Source organism: Brachybacterium sacelli (assembly GCF_017876545.1).
GTDB classification, from domain to species: Bacteria; Actinomycetota; Actinomycetes; order Actinomycetales; family Dermabacteraceae; genus Brachybacterium; species Brachybacterium sacelli.
Genome location: NZ_JAGIOD010000002.1, coordinates 531,202 through 557,023, shown reverse-complemented (window position 1 = coordinate 557,023; position 25,822 = coordinate 531,202). Strand labels below are relative to the sequence as shown.

Here is a 25,822-nt window from a genome sequence, read left to right as displayed (position 1 = left end):
ACCGCGGCCGGCCCCGGTTCCGTCGACGACGGCATCGCCAGCGTCTCTGTCGTCTCCCACGGCCCGGACGACGCCGGGGCCGCCACCACCGCGACCCTCCAGCGGGTGCGGTCGGCGCGTCGACGTCGCAGCACCCGGGCCGCCGCCGTGATCGCGCTGCTCGCGCTGGCGATCGCGGTGATGTTCTGCGCCTCGCTGATGGTGGGGCGGACGTTCTACCCGCCCGGGGAGGTACTGCGGGTGCTCTCCGGCCAGGAAGTGCCCGGCGCGAGCTTCACCGTGGGCCGGCTGCGGCTGCCGCGCGCCGTGCTCGGGATGCTCGCGGGCGCCTGCTTCGGGCTGGGCGGGGTCACCTTCCAGACCATGCTGCGCAACCCGCTGGCGAGCCCCGACATCATCGGCATCTCCTCCGGCGCGAGCGCCGCGGCAGCGTTCTCGATCGTCGTGCTCGGACTGTCCGGGACCTCCGTCTCGCTGATCGCGATCTTCGCGGGGCTGGCGGTGGCGACCGTGATCTTCCTGCTGTCCCGACGGGGCGGGACGGCCGGGACCCGGCTGATCCTGGTGGGAATCGGCATCGCCGCCATGCTGCAGAGCGTCATCGACTGGGTGCTCTCCTCAGCCGGGCAGTGGGACCTCCAGGAGGCGATGCGCTGGCTGACCGGCAGCCTGAACAACACCTCCTGGCAGCAGGTGTGGCCCGTGCTCGGCGCCCTCGGCGTGCTCGGACCGCTGCTGCTGTCGCGGTCCCGGGACCTGCGGGCCGGCCAGCTCGGGGACGATGCCGCCCAAGCCCTCGGCGTGCGCGTGGACCGCACTCGGCTGATCGTCGTGATCGCCGCCGTCGGCCTGATCTCCTTCGCGACCGCGGCCTGCGGACCGATCGCCTTCGTGGCCTTCCTGTCCGGGCCGATCGCCGCCCGGCTCGTTGGGCCCGGCACCTCGCCGCTGGTGCCGGCCGCGCTCGTCGGCGCTCTGCTCGTGCTGGTCGCGGACCTGGTGGGGCAGTACGCCACCGGCACCCGCTTTCCCGTCGGCGTCGTCACCGGCGTGCTCGGCGCCCCGTACCTGATCTACCTCATCATCCGCGTGAACCGTCGAGGGAGCTCCCTGTGACCGCCACCCACACCCTGACCGCCGAGGCGCTCAGCGTCGGCTACGCCGACCGCACCGTCATCGAGGGACTCGATCTCGAGCTGCTGCCCGGGAAGGTCACCGCGATCGTCGGCGCCAACGCCTGCGGCAAGTCGACGCTGCTGCGCTCGATGTCGCGACTGCTCACCCCGCGCCACGGCCAGGTGCTGCTGGACGGTCAGCAGGTGCACCGGATGCCCGCGAAGAAGCTCGCGCGACTGCTCGGGCTGCTCCCTCAGTCCCCACTGACCCCGGAGGGGATCTCCGTCGCGGATCTCGTGGGCCGCGGCAGGCACCCCCACCAGGGGATCCTGAGCCGCTGGTCGACGGCCGACGACGAGGCGGTCGCCGCCGCCCTGGACGCGACCCGCACCGCTGAGCTCGCCGAACGTCCGGTCGACGAGCTCTCGGGCGGGCAGCGTCAGCGGGTGTGGATCGCGATGGCGCTGGCCCAGGACACCGATCTGCTGCTGCTCGACGAGCCCACCACCTTCCTGGACGTGGCCCATCAGGTGGAGGTTCTCGACCTGCTCACCGATCTGAATCGGGCCCGCGGCATCACCATCGTGATGGTGCTGCACGATCTCAACCTCGCCGCCCGCTACAGCGATCAGCTGGTCATGATCTCAGACGGCAGGGTGCGTGCGAGCGGGGCCCCGGCCGAGGTGCTCACCGAGGAGGGAGTACGCGAGGTGTTCGGTCTGAGCTCCCGCGTGATCGCCGATCCCGTCTCCGGCCTGCCGCTGATGGTGCCCATCGGCCGTCACCGGGTGCACCCGGCCGAGGTCTCGTGAGGCGAGCGACCCTGTGCGCGGGCGTCGCGGGGAGCTAGCCTGAAGCAGTACTTTGCACCCTCCCAGGAGCTGCTGATGTCTGCCTCGCCCGTCCCTCCTGTCTCGGTGGTGCCCGCCGTGCGCCTGGCTCCCGACGCCCCCGCGGCTCCGTCGCCCCGGGAGCGCCCGGTCGACCACGCCGTGCACGTGCTGCACGACAATCCCGAGTGGCTGCCGCCCTTCCGACGGGCCTTCGAGGCGGAGGGGGTGCCGCTGGTCGAATGGCGCCTCGGCGAAGGCTCTCTCGACCTGGACGCGCAGCCGCCCCGCGGGGTGATCTGGTCGCGTCTGAGCGCTTCCTCGCACACTCGCAGCGCTCCGCTGGCGAAGGACGCCGCCCGTTCGATCACTGCCTGGGCCGCCTCCTGGGGCCGGCGAGTGGTGAACGGCCAGCACGTCGCGGACCTCGAGGTCTCCAAGGTGCTCCAGCACGCCCAACTGCGCCGCGCCGGCTTCGACGTGCCCCGCACCCTCGCCGTCTTCGGCCGCGAGGGTCTGGTCGAGGCGGCCGAGGGCTTCCGAGCCCCCTTCCTCACCAAGCACAACCAGGGCGGCAAGGGTCTCGGCGTGCGCCGTTTCGACGACCACGCGGCCTTCGCCGCCTACGTGAGCGGGGACGACTTCGAGGACGCCGCCGACGGGATCACCCTGCTGCAGGAGCTGCTGGTGGCGGATGAGCCCGCCATCACCCGCGCCGAGTTCGTCGGCGGCGAGTTCGTCTACGCGGTGCGGGTGGACACCTCCGGCGGGGCCTTCGAACTGTGCCCCGCGGAGGCCTGCGCCGTGCCCGGCGAGGACGACGCGGCGGAGCCGATGTTCCGGATCCGCCCCGAGGTGACGGCGCGGACCCCGCTGATCGGCCGGTACCGGGCGCTGTTGGCGGAGCTCGGTATCGAGATCGCCGGGATCGAGTACATGACCACCGTCGACGGACGCACCGTCACCTACGACCTCAACACGAACACCAACTACAACCCCGACGTCGAGGATTCGCTGGAGGTCCCCGCCGCCCGCCGCATCGCCCGTTATCTGGGGACCCTGCTGCGCGAGGAGCAGGCGGCCGACGGAGCCTGACGCCGCGACCGGGCGGCGGACGGCCCGGTCGCGAGACGGTTCAGGCGGGCAGTCCGGTCGGGTCGCGGCGCGGCTCAGGCGGTGCGGGCGATCGGAGGTGCGGCGAGCTCGACGGGCGTCGCCTCCCGAGCGACCGGGTTGTCCATCCGCCCTGCGTACAGCAGCGAGGAGGCCTGGTCGCCGAGATCGACCATCTGCAGCGTGTTGCGCAGCTGAAGCCGGTTCAGGCAGGAGTGCGCGAAGCTCTCCGCGCGCAGGTCGACGTCGCCGGCCAGTCCCCGCGCGGTGCCGGGATGCTCGGCCTCGTAGCCGTCCAGCACCTCGGCGACGACCTGCCAGAAGGTCCCGGCCGACAGCAGCCCGTCGGCCGCGAGGATCCCGCTGAGGTGCCGCAGGACCCCGTCGAAGACGTCGGTGAAGATCGACAGCGCCTTCTCGTCCCCGTCCACGCGGGCCCGGACCCGTTCGACCCCCGCGGGCAGCGCGCGTGGCCCGACCACGGCCATCTCCTCGCCGATGTCCTTGAGGAAGGCGCCGACCACCGCGTGGCCCCGCATCCGCAGGATGAGGTTCTCGCCGTGGGGCATGACCACCACGTCGTGGGCGAGCAGGGCGTGCACCAGGGGGCGCAGGTAGGCGTGCAGGTAGCCGGTCAGCCACGTGCGCGGCTCGAGTCCTGAGGCACGGATCGCGGCGGAGGCGAAGGCGGTTCCCTCGTGATCTCGGTGCAGGAGGGCGGCCATGGTCACGGCCTGCTCGCCCTCCCCGAGGTGCGGCAGCGGGTTCTCCCGCCACAGCGCCGCGAGCATCTTGCGCTGGGGGTTGGTCGCGGCGGTGCGATGGTAGGCATCGCCCGTGTAGCCGAGCGCCGAGCGCTCCCGCAGCAGGGAGAAGCCGCAGGCGGCGAACTCGGGATCGTGCGTGACGAGATCCTGGATCCAGTCGTTCACGGCCGGGGTGTCACGCATGTAGTGCGGGGACAGGCCGCGCAGGAAGCCCATGTTCTGGATCGCGAGGGCGACCTTGACGTACGGGGCGCCGGGCCGGGTGCGATTGAAGAAGGTGCGCAGGGACTGCTGCGGCTGGTGCTCGTCCCCACCCTGCCCGAGCACCACGAGGTCACCGCGGGCCACGTCCGGGGCGAAGGTGATGGGCAGCCGGTGCTCGGCCTGCCACGGATGCAGGGGCAGCAGGTGATAGTCGGCGGGGTCCAGGCCACTCCCGGAGAGGCGGCCGGCGAAGGCGTCGCGTTCCTCGGGGCTGAGTGCGAGCTCGAGATGAGCGGTCTCGTCCATCCCCTCTCCCAGGGACAGGTGGCTGAGTTCCCGGCGGGCCGCGACCCAGACCAGGCGGGTGGTGCGACCGGACTCGGGGGCGTAGGCGCGGTAGTCGGACAGCGAGTAACCGATGCGGCCGTTGTTGGCCAGGAAGCCGGGATGCCCCTCGGTCATGGCCGCTTCGACGCTCTGCAGGCCCGACGTGAGCAGCTCGGCGGAGGTGGGTCGCGCGCCGCGGCGTGCCTGCTCGAGGGTGGCCGTGCGGGCGGCGAAGGTCGAGGCGAGTTCCTCGAGGTAGGTGGCCACGAGGGCGTCGGGCAGGCCGAGCGCCTCCTGCAGCTCCAGGACGAGCTCCTGGACGTCGAGGTCTCGCGGGGTCCCGTCGACAGTGCGCTGAAGCGAATCCTCCTCGAGCACCCAGTGCTCCAGCGGCAGCACGCCGGCCCGGAAGGTGTAGCGTGACGGTCCCGCGGTCAGTTCCCAGATGTGCTCGCCGGCCTGTTCCGGGGTGATCAGGCGTTCGTGGGAAAACTCGGAGATGGCCTTGGTGACGAGGCGGCGGTGTGCGGCGGCGCCGAGGTCGGCCTCGAGGTGGGAGGTGGGGTCGGTGCGCACGAGGTGCCGGGCGCCGAGGGGGCTGGTGGCGAAGTCCTCGCGGGTGCAGACGCTCAGGGCGGCGCGCTTGGTGTGCCCGTCCGCGGTCAGGTCGATCTCCCGCAGCACGCGGAACCCGGCCGCGGCGTTCTTGGCCAGGATCGGCGTGTTGGCCGAGTCGGGCTCGACCACCAGGCGCAGCGCGCCGAGCCCGTCGTCCTCCCGCAGGCAGAAGGAGACCGTCTCTGCCATGACGGCGGTGGTGAAGCCGTGGCTGCCCTCGGACTCCGGCGGGGCGACGAGCAGGTGCATGCCCAGGTCCCCGGCCCGGGTCGCGAACTGCGTCGGCTCCAGCAGGACCTCGGGGCGGTAGGTCTCGACGTAGAACGCCGGGACGCCGTCGGCGCGTCCCAGCCAGGCATCCTGGCGCTCGTCCCTGGCGAGCACGGTGAGGTGGTCGCGGATCTGGTTCTCGGTGCTCGTGAGCAGGTTCCAGTAGTGCGCGCGGGGATGGGTGAGCCAGCGGTGGACGTCGGGGGCGTCGCGGGCCGGGTCGACGGGCTCGAGGGTGAGGGTGGGCATGGCGGAGCTCCTGGTGGACGGGGACTGGGTGGACGGGGACTGTCGGGTCGAGGCCGGCCGGATCGAGGCCGCGTGGACCGACGCCGGCCGCGTCGAGGCCGGTCTGGTCGACGCCGGCCGGATCGGGGCCGGGCGGTGCGGGACGTCACGCGTCGGCACGGCGGGCCAGAGGCTCACGTGTCCGCTCCCGCCGATGCGACGTCCTGGGGTGGCAGTCCGAAGGTCTGGAAGGCGATGCGGCGCTCGATCGGATAGGGCTCGCGTCCGGTCAGCGCGGCGAGGACGACGCTCGCCCGCCACGGGCCGAAGCCGAGGTCCGGGGCGGTGACGCCATGGGTGTGGACCTCGGTGCCGAGCACATGGATGCGCTCGTCGACATCGACGGTGTACTCGCGGCTGACGTCGAGCCGTCCCGCGCGGTCGCGCCGGATCCGGTCCCCGAGCGGGGCGAGGAAGCCGGGCACGCCGGAGCGATAGCCGGTCGCGGCCACGACGGCGCCGGTGCGGTGCGCGCGCTCGGTGCCGAGCTGGCCGTGCCGGAGGCCGAGGACGATCTCCGCGGTGGTGGGATCCCGATGGGCCGAGGTGACGGCGACGTCGGTCAGCAGCGTCGTCGGCAGCTCCCGCCCTCCCTGGCTGAGGCGGTAGAGCGTCTCGTGGATGTCATCGAGCAGATCGCTGCTGATGCCCTTGTGCAGGGCGCGCTGGGTACGGCCCAGCTCGTCGCGCAGCTCCTCGGGCAGGCTGCGATGGTGGTCGGTGTACTCCGGGGAGGTCATCTCGAGGGTGAGCTTGGTGTACTCCATCGGGAAGAACCTCGGGGAACGGGTGATCCAGTCCAGCCGGACGCCCCGCGCGACGGCGTCCTCGAGCAGATCGCGGTAGATCTCGGCGGCGGACTGGCCGCTGCCGACCACGGTGATCGCCTCGTGCTCCAGGAGCTGCTCGCGATGGAAGCGGTATCGGGCGCTGTGGATCACGGGCGCTGGTGCCGGGTCCTCGGCCGCGCTCCCGGCGAGGGACGCCAGGGCCGGCGGCAGGGTCGGCTGCGTGCCGACGCCGAGGACCAGGTGCCGTCCGCGATGCACCTCGTGGCCGGTGACCTCGCCCTGTGCGTCGAGGATCTCCGCCGTGGCCGCGAAGTGCTCGCGGCCCTGGTCGTCGTACGCCGGCTCGACGGCGATCACACGGCGTCGCCACCGCAGGCAGTCCAGCTGCTCGGCGACCCAGCGGCAGTAGGCGTCGTACTCGGACCGCAGCGGGTAGAACGATTCGCGGATGTAGAAGGGGTAGAGCCGACCGGTGGCCTTGAGGAAGGCGAGGAAGGAGTACGGCGAGGTGGGGTCCGCGAGGGTGACCAGGTCGGCGAGGAAGGGCACCTGGATGGTGGCGCTCTCGAGCATCATCCCGGGGTGCCAGCGGAACTCCTCGGCCTGGTCGAGGAAGAGCGCATCGACGTCCTCGAGGGGTTCGGCGAGGGCCGCCATGCCGAGGCCGAAGGGGCCGATCCCGATCCCGACCAGGTCGTGGACGACCTCCGGGGCGGGGGTCTCCGTGGCGACGTTCGCGCCTGACGTGGCTCTCGTGGCCGCGGCGGCCGCGGCGTCCCCCGTGCCCGTGGTGCCCGTCGTGTCCGGGGCGCTCATCGCTGCACCCCTGCGGCGTCCGCGGTCGCGACCGGCTCGGGGGCGGTCGCGGGAGCGGGGGCGGAGGCAGCGAGGTCGACACCGGCCAGCAGCCCGCGACCGGTGGCGCGGACCAGGTCGAGCACGGCGGTGATGTCCGCGAGCGTGGCGCCGGGATTGAGCAGGGTGAGCTTCAGCCAGGGCGTGCCGTCGATGGTGGTGCGGGCGACCATGGCCCGCCCCGAGTCGAACAGCACCCGGCGGATCAGCGGCACCAGACGATCCGCACGCGCGGCCGGGATCGCAGCGGGGTGGAAGCGGAACAGGACGGTGCTCAGATCGCTGCGCCCGAGCACGGTGAAATCCGGGTCGCACTCGAGCAGCGTGGTCACTTCGGCGGCGAGGTCGCAGACCTGGTCGACCATCGTCCCGAGCCGGTCGGGGCCGAGGGAGCGCAGCGTCGTCCAGAGCTTGAGCGCGTCGAAGCGACGCGTGGTCTGCAGGGACTTGTCGACCTGGTTGGGCTCGGCCTCCTCGCCGCCCGCCTCGGCCGCGGGGTTGAGGTAGTCGGCGTGCCAGGCGGCCGCGGCGAGGTCCGCCCCGTCGCGCACGAGCAGGGCGCTCGAGGAGACCGGCTGGAAGAAGGTCTTGTGGAAGTCGACGGTGACGGAGTCGGCGTGCTCGATGCCGGCGAGCAGGTGGCGACGACTCGGTGAGAGGAGGAGACCTCCCCCGTAGGCCGCATCCACGTGCAGCCACACGCCGCGCTCCGCGCAGAGCCGTGCGACCGGCCCGAGCGGGTCGATGACCCCGCGATCGGTGGTGCCGGCGGTGACCGAGACGGCCATGACCACGTCACCCGCCGCGTCCAGGCGGGCCATCTCCTGCTCCAGCGCCGCCGGGTCGAGCCGGCCGTCCTCGTCGTCGGCCACGGTGACCACCGCGTCCTCGTCCAGGCCCAGCAGCAGCGCGGAGCGCGCCACGGAGAAGTGCCCGGCAGCCCCCGCGAGCAGGCGCAGCCGCGGGAGGTTCTCCCGCCGGGGCCCGTCGAGACCACGCAGCGCCCGCTCCCGCGCCAGGAAGAGACCCTGCAGGTTCGACTGGGTGCCGCCGGAGGTGAAGACACCGTCGCCCCCGGGCAGACCGATCCGCTGTGCGGTCCAGTCGATGAGCCGGCGCTCCATGTAGGTCGCGACGAGGGACTGGTCGTAGGTGTCGACGGAGGTGTTGATCGCGGCGAGCATCGTCTCGGCGGCCACGGCCGGCACCACCACGGGGCAGTTCAGGTGCGCCGTGTACGCCGGGTGGTGGAACCACACCGCGTGCCCCGCGTAGAGCCGGTCCGCCTCGCGCAGCGCATCACGGGAACCGATCCCGGCGGTGTCGAGCTCTACCTCCTCGACCATGGCCCGCAGGCTCTGACGATCGGGGCCGACCGACGGCGAGGTGACGGTGCGGAAGCGATCGGCGACCGCGTCGACGACCTCGTGGAGGAGGGCGGCGTACTCGTCGGCGCTCGCGCCGCCGAGGAGGGCGGTGCGCGCGCCTGCAGAGTTCGCGGTGTCCTCGGTCCCCGAGGGGAGGGGCAGCAGATCTGACATGAAGGAAGGACCTTCCTGGCTCGTGGGGCGCACCGCGGTACACCCTCTCCGTATTTAGGCATGCCTACCCTAAGTACGCTGATTCCGCCGAGCGCAACCCCTCCCCGGGCCGCACATGAGATAGGCCACCCCTTCCTGAGCAGGTCAGATGTCCAGAATCTCCGGTGGTCTCCTCGTCCTGCCGACCGCATGCGCCCCGAGGTCGAGGTCCGGGACTTTGCTTGCGGTGGCCCCGTCCGCGTGGAAAGGTGAGGTGACCCACGCGGTGCACCGAGGCCGAGCTGGGAGCTCGGTCCCCCGCACGTCGAGCACGCAGGAGGTCATCCGTGAAACTGCCCTGGCTGAAGCCCGCCCTCGAGGTCCCCGGTCCGCTCACGTCGGTCCACATCGACACCACCCGGACCGATCCGCACGCCGCAGGCGAGCTCGAGGCGCGATGGGGACGGATGCGCTCCACCCTCACGGTCGACGGCGCTCCGGCCCCGCTGCTGGACCGGATCGAGGAGACGGTGCTGAGCCCTTCCCCGATCGGCGGACGGCACGGCCGGACCCTCCTGGCGAGCGACACCGAGATCCTCGTGGACCGGGTGCTGCCCGCTCCCCCACTGACGGAGTCCGCCCGGCGCGGGGAGCATCCGCAGCTGCTCCCGCTCCTGCAGTTGACGCCCTTCGCCGTCACCCAGCTGTTGATCGTCGTCGACCGCGCCGGGGCCGATCTCCACCTGCGCGCCCCCGACAATCCCTCGATCGCGCACGGCCCCAACGACCTGGGCGAGGACGCGAGCGTCGAGGGCGGCCACGACGAGCTCCACAAGGCGCACGCCGGGGGCGGCACCCAGCACGGGTGGCGCGGCAGCAACTTCGAAGCCCGCGTCGAGGACTCCTGGGACCGCAACGCCGATGCCGTGGCGGGCACGGTCGAGCGGATCCTGCGCGAGAAGGACCCCGACATGCTGATGCTCAGCGGCGACGTGCGCGCCATCGGTCTGCTGAAGGAGGCGCTCGGCCAGGACGCGCGGGAGCGAGTGATCGAGGTGCCCGGCGGAACCCGCGGCGTGGCCTTCGACCGCGGACCGTTCCGCGAGGAGCTGGTGCGCGTCACGGAAGAATTCGTCGCCCGGCGTCAACAGGACCTGGCGGAGCGCTTCCGCGAGAGCCAGGCCCGCGACGGTGCCTCGGTGGGAGGAGCCGCCGAGGTCTCGCAGGCCCTGACCCGCGGGCAGGTCGAGGAGCTGATGTTCGTCACCGCGAACGTCCCGGACTCCATCGAGCACCTGCTGCGCCAGGCCCTGCTCACCGACGCCGCGGTCTCCGCCCTGCCGGAGGACGCCGAGGGCATCCCCGAGGGTGTCGGTGCCCTGCTGCGCTGGCGGGACGGGACCACCCCGTCCAACAGCATCGGCAGCATGACCGGAGACTCCCGGCGCGAGTGACGGCGCGGGCCACACGGCACGGGCCACAGGGACCGGAGGGCTACCGGGATCGGACGACGGGCCCGGGATCGCCGGCCTGTCACGCCCGGGACCGGACGGTCCGCGCCCTCGACAGGACCGGTGCCCGTGCCCACGATGGAGAGGCACGAGAAAGTGCACACGAACGTCGTCGAGAGAGGTGAGGCATCGTGCCCGAGGCATGGAGCGCCAAGCGCGAACGGCAGTACGACCACGTGAAGAAGAGCCAGCTGGACGAAGGCCGCTCGGAGGACGAGGCGGAGGAGATCGCCGCTCGCACCGTCAACAAGGCCCGGGCCCAGGAGGGCGAGTCCGAGGAGGCCAGCAAGACCTCCACACAGGACAAGTCCCCCTCCGAGCGCGGCGGTGAGCGCTCGGGCTCCGGTCCCCAGGGCCGCACCAAGGACCAGCTCTACCAGGACGCCAAGCGAGAGGGCGTCGAGGGCCGCTCGACGATGGACAAGGACGAGCTGAAGGACGCCGTCGAGGACCGCTGAGGCCCGTGCTCACCGCGGACGGCCACCGAGCGCTCGAGCCGCCCGGGGCACGTCGACGGACGTGATCCCGCCCACCCCCGGTGACGGCAGACTTCCCCCGTACCCAGGGACGTTGTGTACGATCTGGAATGACGACGGGGGAGTATCCGCCACGCCGCGCACGTCACCACGAGGATTCACGAGTAGTCCTCCGGGCGCGTCGGCCCATCGAGTGATTCGATGGGCGGAGAGACCCGGGTCCACCACGCGACCCAGGAAAGCTCAATGACAGTCTCTCCCCTCATCTGGCTGCTCACGATCATCGCGATCGTCGGGCTCCTCGCCTTCGACTACATCTTCCACGTGCGCAAGGCGCACATCCCCACCATCGGCGAGGCCGCTGTGTGGTCCGCGATCTACGTGGGTATCGCCCTCGTGTTCGGCGTCGGCGTCTTCGCTCTCGGCGGAACCACCATGGGTGCCGAGTACTTCGCCGGCTACGTCACCGAGAAGGCACTCTCGGTCGACAACCTCTTCGTGTTCCTCGTGATCATGGGGGCTTTCGCCGTACCCCGCAAGGACCAGCAGAAAGTGCTGCTGTTCGGCATCACCTTCGCGATCATCTCCCGCTCGGGCATGATCGCGATCGGCGCGGTCGCGATCGATCGCCTCTCCTTCGCCTTCTACATCTTCGGGGCGATCCTGCTGTACACGGCCGTCAAGATGATCCGCGACGAGGCCAAGGAGGGCGACCCCGACGCAGAGGAGAAGGACAGCTTCTTCGTCCGCCTGGTCAAGAAGGTCCTGCCGGCCACCGACGAGTACGACGGCGACAAGCTGTTCACGATCGAGAACGGCAAGCGCGTCCTCACCCCCATGCTGCTGGTCATGATCGCCATCGCCGGCACCGATCTGCTGTTCGCCCTCGACTCCATCCCGGCGATCTTCGGCCTCACCCAGAACACGTACATCGTGTTCACCGCGACGGCCTTCTCGCTGCTGGGCCTGCGGCAGCTGTACTTCCTCATCGACGGACTGCTCGATCGCCTCGTGTACCTGTCCTATGGGCTGTCGATCATCCTCGCCTTCATCGGCGTGAAGCTGGTGCTGCACGCACTGCACACCAATGAGCTCTTCTTCGTCAACGGAGGTGAGCCGCTGGACGTCCCCGAGGTCACCACCGGACTGTCCCTCACCGTGATCATCTCCGTCCTCGTCGTCACCGTGCTGGTGTCGCTGCTGTCCCCGAAGGGGCGCGCACAGGCGGCCGTCAACAACGCCCACCGCGAGGCCGTCGCCTACGTGGAGATGACCTATGCAGGCTTCGAGGCGCGGCGGGACGCGATGTACGAACGCATGCTCGAGGACGAGAAGACCCTCCAGGGCCTGCCCGCGAGGTTCCAGGACATCGTGGTCTCCGAGCAGAACGTGCGTGAGCTGCTCGCCGATGCGCACCGGATCCACGAGATGCGCGTCGGGTTCAACGACCGCGGCGAACGCTCCGACGAGCAGCCCGAGGGCCTGATCGTCACCCGGACCGATGGCACCATCGCGACGGACCCCAACGGCAACGTCGTGACCGTCTCCGAGGAGGAGGCCGCTCTCGCCAGGTCGCAGGCCAAGCGCCGCGAGCGCGAGGAGGCCCGTGCCGCGCACTCGGTGGCGCGCAAGGGCTGAAACGCCGGAGGACGGACCGGCCCCTCGCACCGGAAGGACGGCGCCCCTCGAATCTCCGAGGGGCGCCGTTCCCGTTCCGCGTCGGCCGTGACCGCCGCAGTCAGCTCAGCCCCGAGGTATGCGGTCCTCCGCGGCGGCCCCTCGCACCGCGAGCATCAGCAGCAGCTGGGCCAGGAGGTAGGTGATCATCACCCAGAATCCCTGGGCCGGGAGCGTGAGCACGCCGAAGACGTCCAGCGCGATGAGCGAATCCGAGACGACGAAGACCGCTCCCCCGACCGTGCCGAGACGGCCGAGCCCGGATGCGAGCACGGCCATCATCACGATCGCCGCCGAATAGACGGCGATCGCAGGCAGCAGCACGCCTGCGCTCGGCGCGCACACCAGGACGATCGCCGCCGCGGCGAGCAGGTAGGGCGTCGCCAGCACCGGGCGGGTGAGCAGGCAGCGGTGCCGGTACGGCCAGAACGCGAGGGCGTAGACCACCTGCGCACCCAGGAAGAACGCGACCATCACCAGGAAGGAGAGGCTCTCCGGTGCCAGGCGCGGCGCCGAGTCCCCGAGCCAGGACAGACCCAGGGCGCCCAGGGCGAGGCGCACCAGGGGCCCGCGCGGCGAGCTGGTGGAGGTCCACAGAACCGCGGCGAGAGCCGGCATCGCCAGCGTCTGGGTGAAGCCGGCCAGGACGGCGACGTCGCCCAGCTGCGCCGCCAGGTGCGCAGCCCAGACCACGACGAGGATCAGCAGCGTCCGACGTCGGTGCCCCGCCTCGGTGCGCGGGCGGCGGCCTCGGCCCGTCACTGCTCGGACCCGACGGGTCCGTCCCAGTCGTAGGTGTGCACGGGGCGCTGCGCGGGGACGTCGTCGGCCGACTCCGGGAACGCGTTCACCACCGTCGTCGTCGCCCACGCCCAGTAGTCCTTGAGGGCACCGGCGGCGGGTTCGGGGATCATCGCGTCATCGACGGCACGAGCGAACACCGCGATCCCGGCACGGTCGAAGTCCTCGTGGACCCTGTTCCCCGCATGGATCCGATCCACGTGCGCCGCGGAGCCGAAGCGCGAGGTGTACGCGGGCGGCCCGCCGAGCCCCTGGGCGAGATAGGCCGCCAGACGCTCCTCGTGGTCCTCGGCGTAGCCATGGGAGAACGCATGTGCGACCACGGGATCGACGAGGGCGAGGTCATGCCAGCACCGGGCGACACGCCTCATCGCGTCCATCCCGCCGGCGACCTCGTAGATGCTGCGGTCCATGCCGGGATCGTACGCGGGCACCTCCGGTCCCGTGCAGGAATCCCCTGGCCGGGCCCGCCGCCGCGATGCGAGACTGCCGCCATGGCCTCGACGACCCCGCCCGCCGATCTCGACGATCTCCTCGGACTGGCCGCCGCGCACGGCCTCGACCTCGAGCGCTCCTCGCTCCGCACCGAGGAGATCGGTCTGGACTTCCGCGTCGCCTTCGGGAGGGAGGCCGACGGGACCGACTGGGTGCTGCGGATCCCGCGCCGCGAGGACGTGCTCTCCCGGGCCGACGTCGAAGGGCGCCTGCTCGCGCTCGTCGCCCCTCGACTCGACGTGGCGGTGCCCGACTGGCGAGTCCACTCCCCCGAGCTCATCGCCTATCCCCTGCTGCCGGGCGTCCCCGGCCTCTCGGTCGAGGCCGACGGCGATCTCACCTGGAACATCGACATGTCCTCCGCCGCCTATGCGGCGTCCCTCGGGGATGCCGTCGCCCAGCTGCACCGGATCGACGCCGACGCGGCGGCCGAGACCGGTATCGACGTCCGCAGCCCCGAGCAGGTGCGGGAGGCCTGGCGTCGTGACCTCGACCGCGTGGCGGACTCCTTCCGGATCGCGCCGGACCTGTGGGACCGCTGGAACGCCTGGGTGGACGAGGACAGCTACTGGCCCTCCCGCACCGTGCTCACCCACGGGGAGATCTACCCGGGCCACACGCTGGTCGAGGGCGAGCGGATCTCCGCGATCCTCGACTGGACCACGGCTTCCGTCGGGGACCCCGCCAAAGATCTGATGTTTCAGCAGGTCAGCGCCCCGCCACAGGCGTTCGAGATCGCCGTGGACCACTATGTGCGCGGCGGGGGCCAGGTGTGGCCGCGTCTGGCGGAGCACTGCGCGCAGATGTATTCCGCAGGCGCCGTCGGCTACGGCCTCTACGCGATGGAGACCGGCGAGAGCGCCCACCGGGAGGCGGCTGCGGCCGCCCTGAATCCGTCGTCGGAGGCGTGACCCGCGCCCGGAGGCGTGGGTCACGCACCGCGTAATCGTTCCGTGACCTGAGGAACACGAGCGCCGTAGCTCACACGACCTGCACGTGCACGCCTGAGCGACCACATCGTTGCAGGTCACCGGGTCACCCAGGAGACGGTCGCTCGTCATCGATCGGGCAGGACGACGTAAAGGTCCTGCCACTCCTCCACCATGCCCCTTGCCCCGTGGGGGGAGTGCGCCCCTAGCGTGGCGGCCGTTCGAGACGCGAGATACGCGACGTGCGCCCCGTGGCCCCACGGGTCGCGAGAACCGCGAAATGCGAAAGGACGTGTTCATGCCCCGGCACAACACGCACGCCATGAGAACCCGGACAGCCGCACGCCGCGGCCTCGCCCGTACTGCTGTCACCCTCGCCGGAGGCGCCGTCGTCGCCACCGGCATGCTCGCCACCGGTACCGCGGCCAACGCCGCCACGGGCTGGGACGAGGTCGCCGCCTGCGAGTCCGGCGGCAACTGGTCGACCAACACCGGCAACGGCTATTACGGCGGCCTGCAGTTCTCCCAGCAGACCTGGGACGCCTTCGGCGGCTCGGAGTACGCCTCGAGCGCCGATCAGGCCTCGAAGAGCCAGCAGATCGCCGTCGCCGAGAAGGTGCTCGCCCAGCAGGGCCAGGGTGCCTGGCCGAACTGCGGCGGCCCCCTCTCCGGCGGTGCCGACACCTCCGGCGCCCCCGCCGAGGAGGACAGCTCGGATCAGCAGGAGTCCGACTCGCAGCAGAGCGAGCAGGACTCCTCCGGTGGCAACGACTCCACCGCCGCCCGTGAGCCCGAGCAGCAGGCCGACCGCTCCTCGCAGCGTCAGCCCGCCGAGGAGCAGGGCGACTGGAGCTGCGACGGAGACGGCATCGCCGACAACTGCACGGACAACGGCTTCACCAAGGAGACCGAGCAGGACGACCAGCAGGAGCAGGACGAGCAGGACTCGCAGCCCGCTCCGGAGCAGTCGCCGCAGCCCGAGACCGAGCAGCCCTCCGAGCAGCCCGCCGAGCAGGCCGGCTCCCAGGCCACCGGTGACCTCGCGGTCGCCGGCACCCTCGCCGTGGACGGCGAGCTGGGCCCGGACACCATCACCGCTCTCCAGGACTGGCTGGGCGTGGAGCAGACCGGCGAGCTGAACGAGGAGACCACCCACGCGCTGCAGGGCTGGGCGAACACCGCTGAGGACGGCGAGATCGGCGAGAACACCGTCGCCGGCCTCCAGCACGAGATCGGCGCTCAGCAGAACGGCTCCGACAGCATCGAGGACGCGGACACCGTGGAGGTCCTGCAGACCTTCCTCAACCTCTACTGATCCTCACGCGGCCACACGCCGCACCCGCGGTCACGCACCGCATCACCCGGACGGCCGGGCCACCCCCGAGGTGGCCCGGCCGTTCCTCGTGCCACCGCTCCGGCGCCGGCACATCCCTGCTCCCAGCACGGCAACAGATGGCAACACGCTGGCCCCTGTGACGCGTTCCGCAACACGACCGAGGGATCCGTGCACGAGGGCGACCTCGACAGCCCAGGTGACAGAGCTGTCGCCGACAACGCTTCCTTCACCGCCACCAACGTCGCGCACCCCGCTTTCGTGCAACAGGTGGCAAGAAGGTTCGACGAGGAGACGCCCCGGCCAGACTCGGGCCACCCGTTCCGCCCGGCCGCCACCCGCCGTCGCGACGAGGGCGACGCAGCGGCCCGCACCACACCCGCACCGGGCCGGCCTGTGCCACTCAAGGATGAGACGCAAGGAGCACAATGTTGAGCACCATCGGAGCGCCTGCTCCCACGCAGGACTCGAGACCGTCGACTCGCCCGTTCGGCCGGCGCGACAAGATCGGCTACATGTTCGGCGACTTCGGGAACGACTTCACATTCATCCTGCAGTCCACCTTCTTCCTGATCTTCTACACCAACGTGATGGGGATCAGCGCCGCCCACGTCGGCACCCTGATGTTCACCGCGCGCCTCCTCGATGCCTTCACCGATGTCGGCGCCGGGCGCCTCATCGACGTCCTGAAGCCCGGTCGGAGCGGACGCTTCAAGCCCTGGCTGCTGCGCATCATGATCCCGGTCGCCGGCGCCGCCTTCCTGATGTTCTCGCCGTTCCTCCAGGACGGCAGCTACGGTGCACGGCTGGCCTGGATGGTCGTCACCTACATCCTGTGGGGCTCGGTCTTCTACACCCTGATCAACACCCCCTACGGCTCGATGGCCTCGGTCATCTCCCACCGCGCCGGCGACCGTGCCTCGCTGTCCGTGTTCCGCTCGCTCGGCGCCACCCTGGCGAACATCGGCATCTCCGTGATCCTGCCGCTGATCGTCTTCGTCCAGATCGATGGCAGCTCCGAGCTCTCGGGCACCCGGATGATGCTGGCGGCGGGCGGCTGCGGGATCCTCGCCGTCCTCTGCTACCTCCTGTGCTTCGCGAACGTCCAGGAGCGTGTCGCGACCACCCCGACCCCCAAGGCGGAGCGCATGGGCTTCGCGCAGACGATGTCCACCCTGGTCACCAACCGCGCCCTGACCGGCATGATCGCCAGCTCACTGTTCATGCTGATCGCCTTCATGCTGATGGGCGGCATGATGCCGTACCTCTTCAACGAGTACTTCAACAACGGTCAGCTGCTCAGCGTCGTGAACTTCGTGGGCCTCGCGCCGACCCTGCTGCTGGTCCCCGTGGCGTCCACGCTCGCGAAGACCGTCGGCAAGAAGGAGATCGGTGCGGCCGGCCTGCTGCTGGCCGTCGTCGCCGGGTTGGTGCTGTTCGTCGTGCGCACCGACAGCCCGGTCCTGTTCATGGTCGGCTACGCGGTGCTGATGTTCGGAGTCGCCTGCCTCAACATCCTCATCTGGGCATTCATCACCGATGTGATCGACTTCCAGGAGATCCGCACCGGCGAGCGGAACGACGCGACCGTCTACGCCACCTACTCCTGGGCCCGCAAGCTCGGACAGGCCATCGCCGGCGGACTCACCGGCTGGGCGCTCGGATGGATCGGCTACGAGTCCGCTGCCGGCGGTCACACCGTCCAGACGGACGACGTGCTCGAGGGGATCTACACCCTCGCGACCCTGCTCCCGGCGACGCTGTTGCTGCTGTCGCTGCTGGCGCTGCTCCTGTGGTATCCGCTGTCCAAGAAGCGCGTCGACGAGAATATTGCGACACTTGAGCGGAAGCGCTCCGCGCAGGACATCCAGGACTGACCCGGGAGGTCGGCGGCTCCGCCCAAGGGCCCGCCGACACCCGCGCCTCGGCGGGACGCCACCGTGCACCGCCCTCGGCACCCGGCCCGCACCGCGGGCCGGCACCTCTCACCGCAGACAGGAGACACCATGTCAGAGAAGCCAGAGAAGACCGTACGACTCGGGATCATCGGGCTGGGAGCCCAGGGCGGCATGTACGCACGCGTCATCGCCGCCGGCGAGGTCGCAGGCATGACGCTCGGCGCCATCGCCGACGTCGACCCCGCCAAGCAGGAGCTCGCTGCCGAGAAGCACCCGGGCGTGCCCTTCTACGACGACTACCTCGCGATGCTGGACTCCGGCGACGTCGACGCGGTGGTCACCACGGTGCCGCACTTCCTGCATGCGGAGATGACGATCACGGCGATCAGCAAGGGGATCCACGCGCTCACCGAGAAGCCGGCCGGCGTGTACACGAAGCAGGTCGAGGAGATGAACTCCTTCGCGGCCGAGCATCCCGAGACCACCTTCGCCATCATGTTCAACCAGCGCACCAACCCGGTCTACACCGACCTCAAGGAGCTCATCGACTCCGGTGAGCTCGGCGCGCTGCGCCACACCTCCTGGATCATCACCACCTGGTGGCGCCCGCAGGGGTACTACGACCAGTCGGCGTGGCGTGCGACCTGGGGCGGCGAGGGCGGCGGCGTCCTGGTCAATCAGGCCCCCCACCAGCTGGACCTGTGGCAGTGGCTGTGCGGCACCCCGAAGAAGGTCTTCGCGAAGCTCGCCTTCGGCTTCCAGCGCGAGATCGCCACCGAGGACGAGGTCAATGCGCTCGTCGACTTCGGCGACGGCGCCACCGGCCACTTCATGACCTCCACCAACGACATCGTCGGCACCGACCGCCTGGAGATGCTGTTCGACCAGGGCAAGGTCGTCGTCGACGCCTCCAGGACGGTCACCATCACCCGCCTCACGGAGCCCGAGCGCGATCTGAGCGCGAAGATGAGCATGCAGGACGTCGGCAAGCTGTTCCGCGGCGAGGGGGACCCCTCCGACGTCTACACCACCGAGGTCAAGGACTACGACTCGGCGTGGGGCTCACAGCACGTCGCCGTGCTCACCAACTTCGCGGCGCACATCAACGACGGCACCGAGCTGATCGCCGACGGCGCCGAGGGCATCAACGGCGTGCGCCTGGCCTCGGGCATGCAGCTCTCGGCCTGGACGGGGCGGGAGATCGACCTCGTCGACTATCCGGCCGAGGAGTACCTCGCCGAGCTGAACGCCCGCATCGAGGCCGAAGGCACCTACCCCGTGCGCTCCTGATCCCTGCCCGGGAGCCGGGGACCTGCGCGCACCGCGCCCGTCCCCGGCTCCCGACCACCCTGCTGACCACTCGAAGGAGACAGGCATGCCCGTTCTCGGACTGCAATTGATGATGCTGAAGGACCGGATCGAGAAGGAGGGGATGTACGAGGTGCTGCGCCAGGTGCGCGAGCTCGACCTCGACGCCGTCGAGGTCTCCCAGGTGGAGATGACCGATGAGCTGATCGAGGACCTCGTGCGCGGCAAGGAGGATTTCGGGGTCGAGATCGCCGCGATGAGCGCTTCGATCGCTCCGGGCGGCAACGGATTCGCCCTGGAGACCGAGTTCGACCGCGCCGTCGAGGCCTCCACCCGCACCGGCACCCGCTTCCTGCGCATCGGCATGATGCCGTTCGACGCCATGACCTCGAAGGAGGCCTGCGAGGCGTGGGCCGCCTCGGTGGAGCCCTATGCCGCCCGCCTGGCCGAGCAGGGCATCACGCTGTGCTACCACAACCATCACGTCGACCTCATCCAGTTCGACGGCGAGCGGATCTTCGACATCGTGCGCCGCGTCGCCCCCTCGCTGCTGTTCGAGGTGGACCTGCACTGGGTCCAGCGCGGCGGCATGGCCCCGCTGGACATGCTGGCCGCCTACGAGGGGGCCTGCAAGCTCATCCACGTCAAGGACTTCCGCATCGCCCCGCTCCCGGAGGAGGCCTCTCGGAAGCTCGCGGCGAAGGAGATGGACATGCAGGAGTTCTTCGGGGTCTTCCTGTCGCTCGCCCAGTTCGCCGAGGTCGGCCAGGGCAACATGAACTGGCCCGCGCTGCTCCCCGCCGCCGAGAAGGCAGGCGCCGAGTACTTCCTCATCGAACAGGACGACACCTACGGCCGCGATCCGATCGACTGCATCCGCGAGTCCCGTCAGTACCTGAGGTCCATCGGCTACTGAGAGCCGACGCCACCACCGTCTCCTCCCCCGGCGCCCGCCGTCCCCTGCCGCAGCACAGGGCGGCGGGCGCCGGGGCGCCAGGCCGGCGGGCGTCGGCTGGCGTGCGTCCAGCCCTGAGCGTCGGGACCAGAGTGCGGCCGGCGGTCGAGCGACCGCCGGCCCTCCCACTGTGGTCAGTCCTGCGCCGCGTCGGGCTGCAGATAGGTGCGGATCTCGCGGATCCTCGCGGTCTTCGTGGTGCCGGCGAAGCGCAGGACGTGGCAGAAGTCCACCCGCTGCCCGCCGCGCACGAGGTAGCCGTCGCACGCCGCGAGGCGACCGTGGCTCAGGACGGTGAGGATCTCTCCGCGTTCGGCGGCGAAGGGCGGCGGCACGACGCCCTCGATCACCGCGTCCTGACCATCACCGACCAGTTCCCAGCCGGCACCCTCACGCAACCACTCGCGGACGGTCTCCGCCTCCCCGGCGGCCCAGGCCGTCACGAAATCGGCGACGATCGCCATCCGCGGGGAGTTGCCGCAGTCCTCCGGAATCGTCATTTCCATGGCTCGACACCCTAGGCCCACGCTCGCACGTACGCACCCGCCAGTGCCTGCGCGCTCGAGAGCAGGGCCCGGCAGCGACCCCGGATCGCCATCTCGGAAATCAGGGCGAGGAAGTCCTTGCGCTTGACGCAGCGTCAAGCGCCACAGTGGTCCATGCACCGATCGCGACGACGGAAAGGAGATGCCATGGACGTCGGAACCCGCGACGAATGGCCGATGCAGGAGATCGTCCGGATCACCGGCGCGACCAGCCGCACCCTGCGGCACTACCAGCAGGTGGGGCTGCTCCTGCCGTCCCGGACGGGTCACGGTGGGCAGCGGTTCTACGACCGCGACGGCCTGCTGCGGCTGCAGCGGATCCTCGTGCTCCGGGAGCTCGGTCTCGGACTGCCGCAGATCAGCCAGGTGCTCGAGGAGTCGGTGGCCACCGCGACCGCGCTGCGAGAGCACGCCGAGCAGCTGGAGCGCGAGCGCGAACGCCTCGCCCGGGTCGCCGCCTCGGTGCGCGCCACCCTTTCGATGATCGAGACAGGAGGAGAACTGATGACGGACACGATGTTCAACGGATTCGACCACACGCAGTACCAGGAGGAGGTCGAGCAGCGGTGGGGCGCCCAGGCGTACGCCGACGCCGATCGCTGGTGGCGTTCGCTCAGCGACGCCGACAAGCTGGACTTCCGTGCGGAGATCGACGCGCTGGTGGCAGGCTACGCCGATGCCTCGGCGCGCGAGCTGCCGGTCGGCGGCGAGGAGGTCCAGGCCCTGACCGGCCGCCTGCACACCTGGGTGGGCGCCGGATGGGGCGGGACCGCGCCGGGAGCGGACGCCTTCGTGGGCCTCGGCGACATGTACGTCGCCGACCCGCGCTTCGGGGCCACGTTCTTCGCCGACGGCCGGGCCTTCGCGACCTATGTGCGTGATGCCATGACCGTCTACGCCCTCGATCACCTCGAGTGATCGGGCACGGTCCGGCGGGATGCCCGCCTGCCGACGCGCGCGGGCATCCCGCACCCCCACTCGTCACTGTTATCGTTTCGTGATACGGCCCACGGAATCCGATGTCCTGGTCGCTTCCTGGACGCTTCTGCAACGCGATTCCAGGATTCGGGGCGTAGCGTCGCCCGCGCCGTCAACCTCAGGAGGCACAGTGAAGGTCCCCAGCACCAAGGCGCTCCGCACCACGGTCGCCGCCGTCTCGTTCGCCGCGATCGTGGCGCTGACCGGATGCAGCGACGATCAGGGCGCTTCGGGCGCCAGCGACGCCGGCGGTGAGCAGCAGCAGCCCGCGGCCAGCGATGGTGGCGGCGAGCAGGCGATGCCCGAGCCCGACACCTCGGACGTCCCGGACGTGGTCGCCGAGGTCAACGGCCAGGAGATCTCCAAGGACGAGTTCGTCACCAACTACGAATCGCAGTTCCAGCAGGCGATGCAGCAGCAACAGCAGCAGGGCTCGGGTCAGGAGCTCGACCAGACCGAGCTGAAGAAGCAGGTCGCGGATCAGCTGGTCGGCAACGAGCTGCTCCTGCAGGCGGCCCATGACTCCGGCATCGAACCGACCACGAAGCAGGTCGACTCGATCCTCGAGGACGTCGCCAAGCAGAACGATCTCCAATCGGCCGACGAGGTCGTCGCCGCGCTCGAGCAGCAGGGCATGAGCGAGGAGGACGTGCGCCAGGACGCCGCCGATCAGTACGCCCTGACCGCGTACGTCGAGCAGGAGGCCGACGTCGAGGAGCCCAGCGACGAGGAGCTGAAGAAGCAGTACGACCAGGCCGTCGAGCAGCAGTCCCAGGCCGGCGGCCAGCAGGGCGAGACGCCGTCCTTCGAGGACTCCAAGGAGCAGCTCGCCCAGGAAGCGGTCTCGAAGCAGCAGAACGAGGCGGCCATGCAGATGGTCACGGAGCTGCGCGAGCAGGGCGATGTGACGGTCAACCTCTGAGCACCGTCCCGGCCCGGCCGTTCATGAGGATCCCCTTCCCCTGCTGACGCTCCGGCCGCGGACAGCGACAGGCCCCGTCGGCTTCGGCCGGCGGGGCCTGTCGCTGTCGAGGACGTCCCCTCAGAGGTCCCGCCTGGTGCGCTTGCGCACGGCGCTGCGCACCGACAGGGCGATGACCACCAGCAACAGGCCGTAGATCACCAGTGTGATCGGGCTCGAGACGAGCACCCGCGGATCCCCGACGGAGGACAGCAGGGCATCGCGCAGCGAGGTCTCCGCGAGCGGTCCCAGCACCATGCCGATCATCAGCGGCGCCACCGGGTAGTCGTACCGGCGCATGAGGAAGCCGAGCACGGCGATCGCCAGCAGCAGCACCAGATCGAAGACGGCTGCCGAGGTCGCCCAGATCCCCAGCCCGCAGAACAGCGTGATCCCGGCGTACAGGTACGGCTTGGGGATCAGCAGCAGCTTCGCCCACAGCTGGGCGAACGGCAGGTTGATCACCAGCAGCACGATCATGGCCAGGAAGAAGCTCGCCAGCAGCGGCCACACCAGGTCAGCGCTGTTCTCGAACAGCAGCGGCCCGGGCTGCAGACCGTACTGCCCGAACGCGGCGAGCATGATCGCCGCGGTCGAGGACACCGGCAGGCCGAGCGCCAGCAGCGCACCCATGGCCATGCCCGTGGTGGCATTGCCCGCGGCCTCAGGAGCGGCGAGACCGCGGATCGCCCCCTTGCCGAACTTCGGGATGCGTCGGCGCCGGTCCAGCCGACGCTCCGCCTCGTAGGCGAGGAAGGTGGGGACCTCGGCGCCTCCGGCGGGGATCACGCCGAACGGCAGACCGATCAGGGTGCCGCGCCCCCAGGCCGGGGCGGCTTCGGCGAGCTCCCGCCGGTTGAGGAAGGGACGCCCGCCCCCGCCGCGGACCCGGAGGTCCTCCCGGTCGCGACGCACTCGGGAGGCCACGAACAGCACCTCGCCGAGGGCGAGCACGGCGACGGTCACCGTGACCAGCGAGATCCCGTCGAACAGCTGAGGGGAGCCCAGGGTGAAGCGGGTCAGGCCGGAGATGCCGTCGGTCCCCACCAGCGTGATGCCGATGCCGACCACCAGGGAGGACAACCCCTTGAGCACGTTGTCCGCCACCACCGAGGAGGTGGCGACGAAGGCGAACAGGGCCAGCGCGAAGAACTCGGCGGGCCCGAAGCTCGAGGAGAGCTTCACCAGGGTGGGCGAGACGAAGACCACCAGGATCGTGGCGACCATGCCGCCGACGAATGCGCCGATCGCGGCGGTGGCCAGCGCCTGCGGGGCACGGCCGTCGTTCGCCATCTTGTGGCCCTCGAAGGTGGACGCGATGGCCGAGGCCTGACCGGGAGTGTTCAGCAGGATCGCCATGGTCGAGTCGCCGAACAGGCCGCCGAAGTACACCCCGGCGAACAGGATGAACGCGCCGGTGGGGTCGAGCGCGAAGGTCATGGGGAGCAGCAGCGCCACCGCCATGGAGGAGCCGAGGCCGGGCAGCACGCCGACGGCGGTGCCCAGGAGGCAGCCGACGACGACCCAGAGCAGGTTGATCGGGGACAGGGCTCCTGCGAAGCCCTGCACGAGCAGGTCGAGCTGTTCCATCAGAATCCTCCTCCCAGGATGCCGGAGGGCAGGATCAGGCCCAGCCCCGTGCCGAAGATCAGGTAGACGACCGAGCTGAGGAACAGCGCGATCAGGATGTCGAAGAGCGGACGACGCGAGCCGAACCCGTGCGCGGCGCACCAGAACAGCAGAGCGCCGGCGAGGATCCAGCCGAGCCAGGGCAGCAGCAGCGCGAAGGCGAGGAAGCCGCCGGCGACCCAGGCCAGGGCCACGAAGTCGGAGTGAGTGCGATAGGGGCGGCCCGAGGTCTCGCTGACCGGTTCGGGGGTGCGCAGCACGCCGAGGGCCAGGAGGACGGCCAGGACGAGCCCGACCGCGCCGAGGATCATCGGGACGAAACGGGGGCCGGGGAACTCGGTGTCACCGGCTTCGAGGAGACCCGCTCCGAGGAGCAGGAACAGGCTGAAGGCGGCCAGCAGGGCCGGCATCAGCAACGCCGAGCGGCCGTGCCAGAACCCGTGATCCTGCTCGTCCGTGGCCACGGCTCCCTCCCCGGTCTCCTCGGGGCGTCGGGGATCGTCGGTGGTGCCGGCGCCGGTCATCCTCGGATCTCCTCGAACAGAGCGCTGATCCGCTCGGTCTCGTCCGCGACGTACTGGACGAGCTCCTCGCTGCCCAGGGGGACTTCCTTCCAGTAGTACCGCTTCACGGCGTCCTTCCATTCGGGGGTCGCGACCGCCTCGGCGATGAGCTGCTCGAGCTCGGCGATCTCCTCGTCGGTCACCACAGGCGGGGCGAACATCGCCCGCCAGTTGGTGAGGGTCACGTCGTAGCCGAGCTCGACGAGGGTGGGCATGTCGATGCCGTCCAGGCGCTCCGGCGCCACCACCCCGAGTCCCCGCAGACGCCCGGCCTCGATCTGCGGATACATGTCCGCGAACCCTCCGGCCGTCGCCTGGGCGGTGCCGTTCAGCAGGGCCTGGATCGCCTCGCCGCCGCCGTCGGAGGGGATGTAGGTGGTCTCCTTCGGGCTGATGCCGGCGCTCAGGGCCAGATCGGTCATCACCAGCTGGTCGAAGGATCCGCCTCCGGTCCAGGGCAACGCCTCCGGGTCCTCCCGCCACGCGGCGACCAAGGAGTCGAGGTCCTGGTGCGGGGAGTCCGCAGGCACCGTGACCAGGGCGTACTCCTCGACCACGCGGGCGACGGGCGTGACGTCGGAGACCACGGAGGCGGTGTCGAACTGGATCTGCGCGGCGATCTGTCCGGTGCCTCCGACCATGAGGTTGTTCGCTTCGTTCTGCTGGCTGAGGCTGCCGATGGCGATGGTTCCGCCGGCGCCGGGGATGTTGAGCACCTGCACGTTGCCGACCAGGCCGTTGGTGCGCATCGTCTGCTGCATCTCGCGCTGGAAGGCGTCCCAGCCGCCGCCGGCGGCCGCCGGCGCGATCAGGGTCAGGTTCGCCCGCACGTTGGACCCACCGGCCGCCGTGCGGATCGATTGGTAGGACGCGGCCCCGATGACGGGGACCGCGAGGACGCCGAACCCGATGCTCAGCGCGCGGCGGCGGCTCGGGTTCGGCGCCGGCGGCTCTGCTTCTTCCGCGTGTGCCATGGGGACGACTCCTTCGTCGGGGGCGCAGCACAGCGCAGGTCTGCGCACCGATGCGATTGACCCGTCAATGGAAACACGTCCCGGAGGCTG

The 25,822-nt window shown here is 70.6% G+C and carries 22 protein-coding genes; 13 read left to right on the top strand and 9 right to left on the bottom strand.

The window, feature by feature from the left end; translation table 11 throughout:
- Positions 1-105 precede the first annotated feature (105 nt).
- From JOF43_RS16755 to JOF43_RS16745, 3 genes are all read left to right on the top strand, one after another.
- Positions 106-1,116 carry a FecCD family ABC transporter permease gene (locus JOF43_RS16755; RefSeq protein WP_342592265.1) on the top strand — a complete coding sequence of 337 codons (1,011 nt, stop codon included), beginning with the start codon at positions 106-108 and terminating at the stop codon, positions 1,114-1,116.
- The gene (locus JOF43_RS16750; protein ID WP_209904124.1) at positions 1,113-1,928 is read left to right on the top strand and encodes an ABC transporter ATP-binding protein; all 816 of its coding nucleotides are present in this window, start codon (positions 1,113-1,115) and stop codon (positions 1,926-1,928) included. The genes JOF43_RS16755 and JOF43_RS16750 overlap by 4 nt, the downstream gene beginning before the upstream one ends.
- Before the next feature lie 75 nt (positions 1,929-2,003).
- Entirely contained in the window at positions 2,004-3,041 is a 1,038-nt protein-coding gene (locus tag JOF43_RS16745) for an ATP-grasp domain-containing protein (RefSeq protein WP_245354586.1), read from the top strand.
- A gap of 74 nt (positions 3,042-3,115) precedes the next feature.
- Here JOF43_RS16745 and JOF43_RS16740 read toward each other — a convergent pair whose 3' ends face one another.
- The 3 genes from JOF43_RS16740 to JOF43_RS16730 form a co-directional block, all read right to left on the bottom strand.
- Entirely contained in the window at positions 3,116-5,494 is a 2,379-nt protein-coding gene (locus tag JOF43_RS16740; RefSeq protein ID WP_209904122.1) for a GNAT family N-acetyltransferase, read from the bottom strand.
- 173 nt (positions 5,495-5,667) lie between these two features.
- Positions 5,668-7,140 carry a lysine N(6)-hydroxylase/L-ornithine N(5)-oxygenase family protein gene (locus JOF43_RS16735; protein WP_209904120.1) on the bottom strand — a complete coding sequence of 491 codons (1,473 nt, stop codon included), beginning with the start codon at positions 7,138-7,140 and terminating at the stop codon, positions 5,668-5,670.
- The gene (locus tag JOF43_RS16730) at positions 7,137-8,720 is read right to left on the bottom strand and encodes a pyridoxal phosphate-dependent decarboxylase family protein (protein ID WP_209904118.1); all 1,584 of its coding nucleotides are present in this window, start codon (positions 8,718-8,720) and stop codon (positions 7,137-7,139) included. Before JOF43_RS16730 ends, JOF43_RS16735 begins: the two co-directional genes overlap by 4 nt.
- 326 nt (positions 8,721-9,046) lie before the next feature.
- Between JOF43_RS16730 and JOF43_RS16725 the strand changes: the two genes are divergently transcribed.
- From JOF43_RS16725 to JOF43_RS16715, 3 genes are all read left to right on the top strand, one after another.
- On the top strand, positions 9,047-10,153 hold the full coding sequence (locus tag JOF43_RS16725) for a baeRF2 domain-containing protein (protein WP_209904117.1): 1,107 nt from the start codon (positions 9,047-9,049) through the stop codon (positions 10,151-10,153).
- Positions 10,154-10,341: 188 nt separating this feature from the next.
- Positions 10,342-10,668, top strand: coding sequence for a plasmid stabilization protein (locus tag JOF43_RS16720; RefSeq protein ID WP_209904115.1), 327 nt, complete (start codon positions 10,342-10,344; stop codon positions 10,666-10,668).
- A 264-nt stretch (positions 10,669-10,932) separates the two neighbouring features.
- Positions 10,933-12,324 carry a TerC family protein gene (locus tag JOF43_RS16715; protein ID WP_209904113.1) on the top strand — a complete coding sequence of 464 codons (1,392 nt, stop codon included), beginning with the start codon at positions 10,933-10,935 and terminating at the stop codon, positions 12,322-12,324.
- Between the two features lie 105 nt (positions 12,325-12,429).
- Here the strand turns inward: JOF43_RS16715 and JOF43_RS16710 are convergent, their stop codons facing one another.
- On the bottom strand, positions 12,430-13,125 hold the full coding sequence (locus tag JOF43_RS16710; RefSeq protein WP_209904112.1) for a lysoplasmalogenase family protein: 696 nt from the start codon (positions 13,123-13,125) through the stop codon (positions 12,430-12,432).
- Complete coding sequence (locus JOF43_RS16705) at positions 13,122-13,577, bottom strand: globin domain-containing protein (RefSeq protein WP_209904110.1); 456 nt, start codon at positions 13,575-13,577, stop codon at positions 13,122-13,124. The genes JOF43_RS16710 and JOF43_RS16705 overlap by 4 nt, the downstream gene beginning before the upstream one ends.
- Before the next feature lie 81 nt (positions 13,578-13,658).
- On the opposite strand from JOF43_RS16705, the gene JOF43_RS16700 reads away from it, so the two are divergent.
- From JOF43_RS16700 to JOF43_RS16680, 5 genes are all read left to right on the top strand, one after another.
- A complete protein-coding gene (locus JOF43_RS16700; protein ID WP_209904109.1) occupies positions 13,659-14,570 on the top strand; it encodes a macrolide 2'-phosphotransferase in 912 nt (303 codons plus the stop codon).
- Between the two features lie 340 nt (positions 14,571-14,910).
- On the top strand, positions 14,911-15,903 hold the full coding sequence (locus JOF43_RS16695) for a transglycosylase family protein (protein ID WP_245354585.1): 993 nt from the start codon (positions 14,911-14,913) through the stop codon (positions 15,901-15,903).
- Positions 15,904-16,349: 446 nt separating this feature from the next.
- A complete protein-coding gene (locus tag JOF43_RS16690; RefSeq protein WP_209904105.1) occupies positions 16,350-17,798 on the top strand; it encodes an MFS transporter in 1,449 nt (482 codons plus the stop codon).
- A 129-nt stretch (positions 17,799-17,927) separates the two neighbouring features.
- On the top strand, positions 17,928-19,109 hold the full coding sequence (locus JOF43_RS16685; RefSeq protein ID WP_209904103.1) for a Gfo/Idh/MocA family protein: 1,182 nt from the start codon (positions 17,928-17,930) through the stop codon (positions 19,107-19,109).
- 85 nt (positions 19,110-19,194) lie between these two features.
- Positions 19,195-20,043 carry a sugar phosphate isomerase/epimerase family protein gene (locus JOF43_RS16680; protein WP_209904101.1) on the top strand — a complete coding sequence of 283 codons (849 nt, stop codon included), beginning with the start codon at positions 19,195-19,197 and terminating at the stop codon, positions 20,041-20,043.
- A 173-nt stretch (positions 20,044-20,216) separates the two neighbouring features.
- On the opposite strand, the gene JOF43_RS16675 is transcribed toward JOF43_RS16680, so the two are convergent.
- Positions 20,217-20,588 (bottom strand): nuclear transport factor 2-like protein, encoded by a 372-nt coding sequence (locus JOF43_RS16675; RefSeq protein ID WP_209904099.1) that lies wholly within the window; start codon positions 20,586-20,588, stop codon positions 20,217-20,219.
- Positions 20,589-20,774: 186 nt separating this feature from the next.
- Between JOF43_RS16675 and JOF43_RS16670 the strand changes: the two genes are divergently transcribed.
- Together JOF43_RS16670 and JOF43_RS16665 are read left to right on the top strand one after the other, a co-directional pair.
- Positions 20,775-21,545 (top strand): MerR family transcriptional regulator, encoded by a 771-nt coding sequence (locus tag JOF43_RS16670; protein ID WP_209904097.1) that lies wholly within the window; start codon positions 20,775-20,777, stop codon positions 21,543-21,545.
- A 190-nt stretch (positions 21,546-21,735) separates the two neighbouring features.
- On the top strand, positions 21,736-22,527 hold the full coding sequence (locus JOF43_RS16665; protein WP_209904095.1) for a SurA N-terminal domain-containing protein: 792 nt from the start codon (positions 21,736-21,738) through the stop codon (positions 22,525-22,527).
- A 120-nt stretch (positions 22,528-22,647) separates the two neighbouring features.
- On the opposite strand, the gene JOF43_RS16660 is transcribed toward JOF43_RS16665, so the two are convergent.
- The 3 genes from JOF43_RS16660 to JOF43_RS16650 are packed head-to-tail and all read right to left on the bottom strand — an operon-like array spanning position 22,648 to position 25,732.
- Positions 22,648-24,156 carry a tripartite tricarboxylate transporter permease gene (locus tag JOF43_RS16660; RefSeq protein ID WP_209904093.1) on the bottom strand — a complete coding sequence of 503 codons (1,509 nt, stop codon included), beginning with the start codon at positions 24,154-24,156 and terminating at the stop codon, positions 22,648-22,650.
- Positions 24,156-24,719, bottom strand: coding sequence for a tripartite tricarboxylate transporter TctB family protein (locus JOF43_RS16655; protein ID WP_209904092.1), 564 nt, complete (start codon positions 24,717-24,719; stop codon positions 24,156-24,158). The genes JOF43_RS16660 and JOF43_RS16655 overlap by 1 nt, the downstream gene beginning before the upstream one ends.
- Positions 24,716-25,732 carry a tripartite tricarboxylate transporter substrate binding protein gene (locus tag JOF43_RS16650; RefSeq protein WP_209904089.1) on the bottom strand — a complete coding sequence of 339 codons (1,017 nt, stop codon included), beginning with the start codon at positions 25,730-25,732 and terminating at the stop codon, positions 24,716-24,718. Before JOF43_RS16650 ends, JOF43_RS16655 begins: the two co-directional genes overlap by 4 nt.
- Positions 25,733-25,822 lie beyond the last annotated feature (90 nt).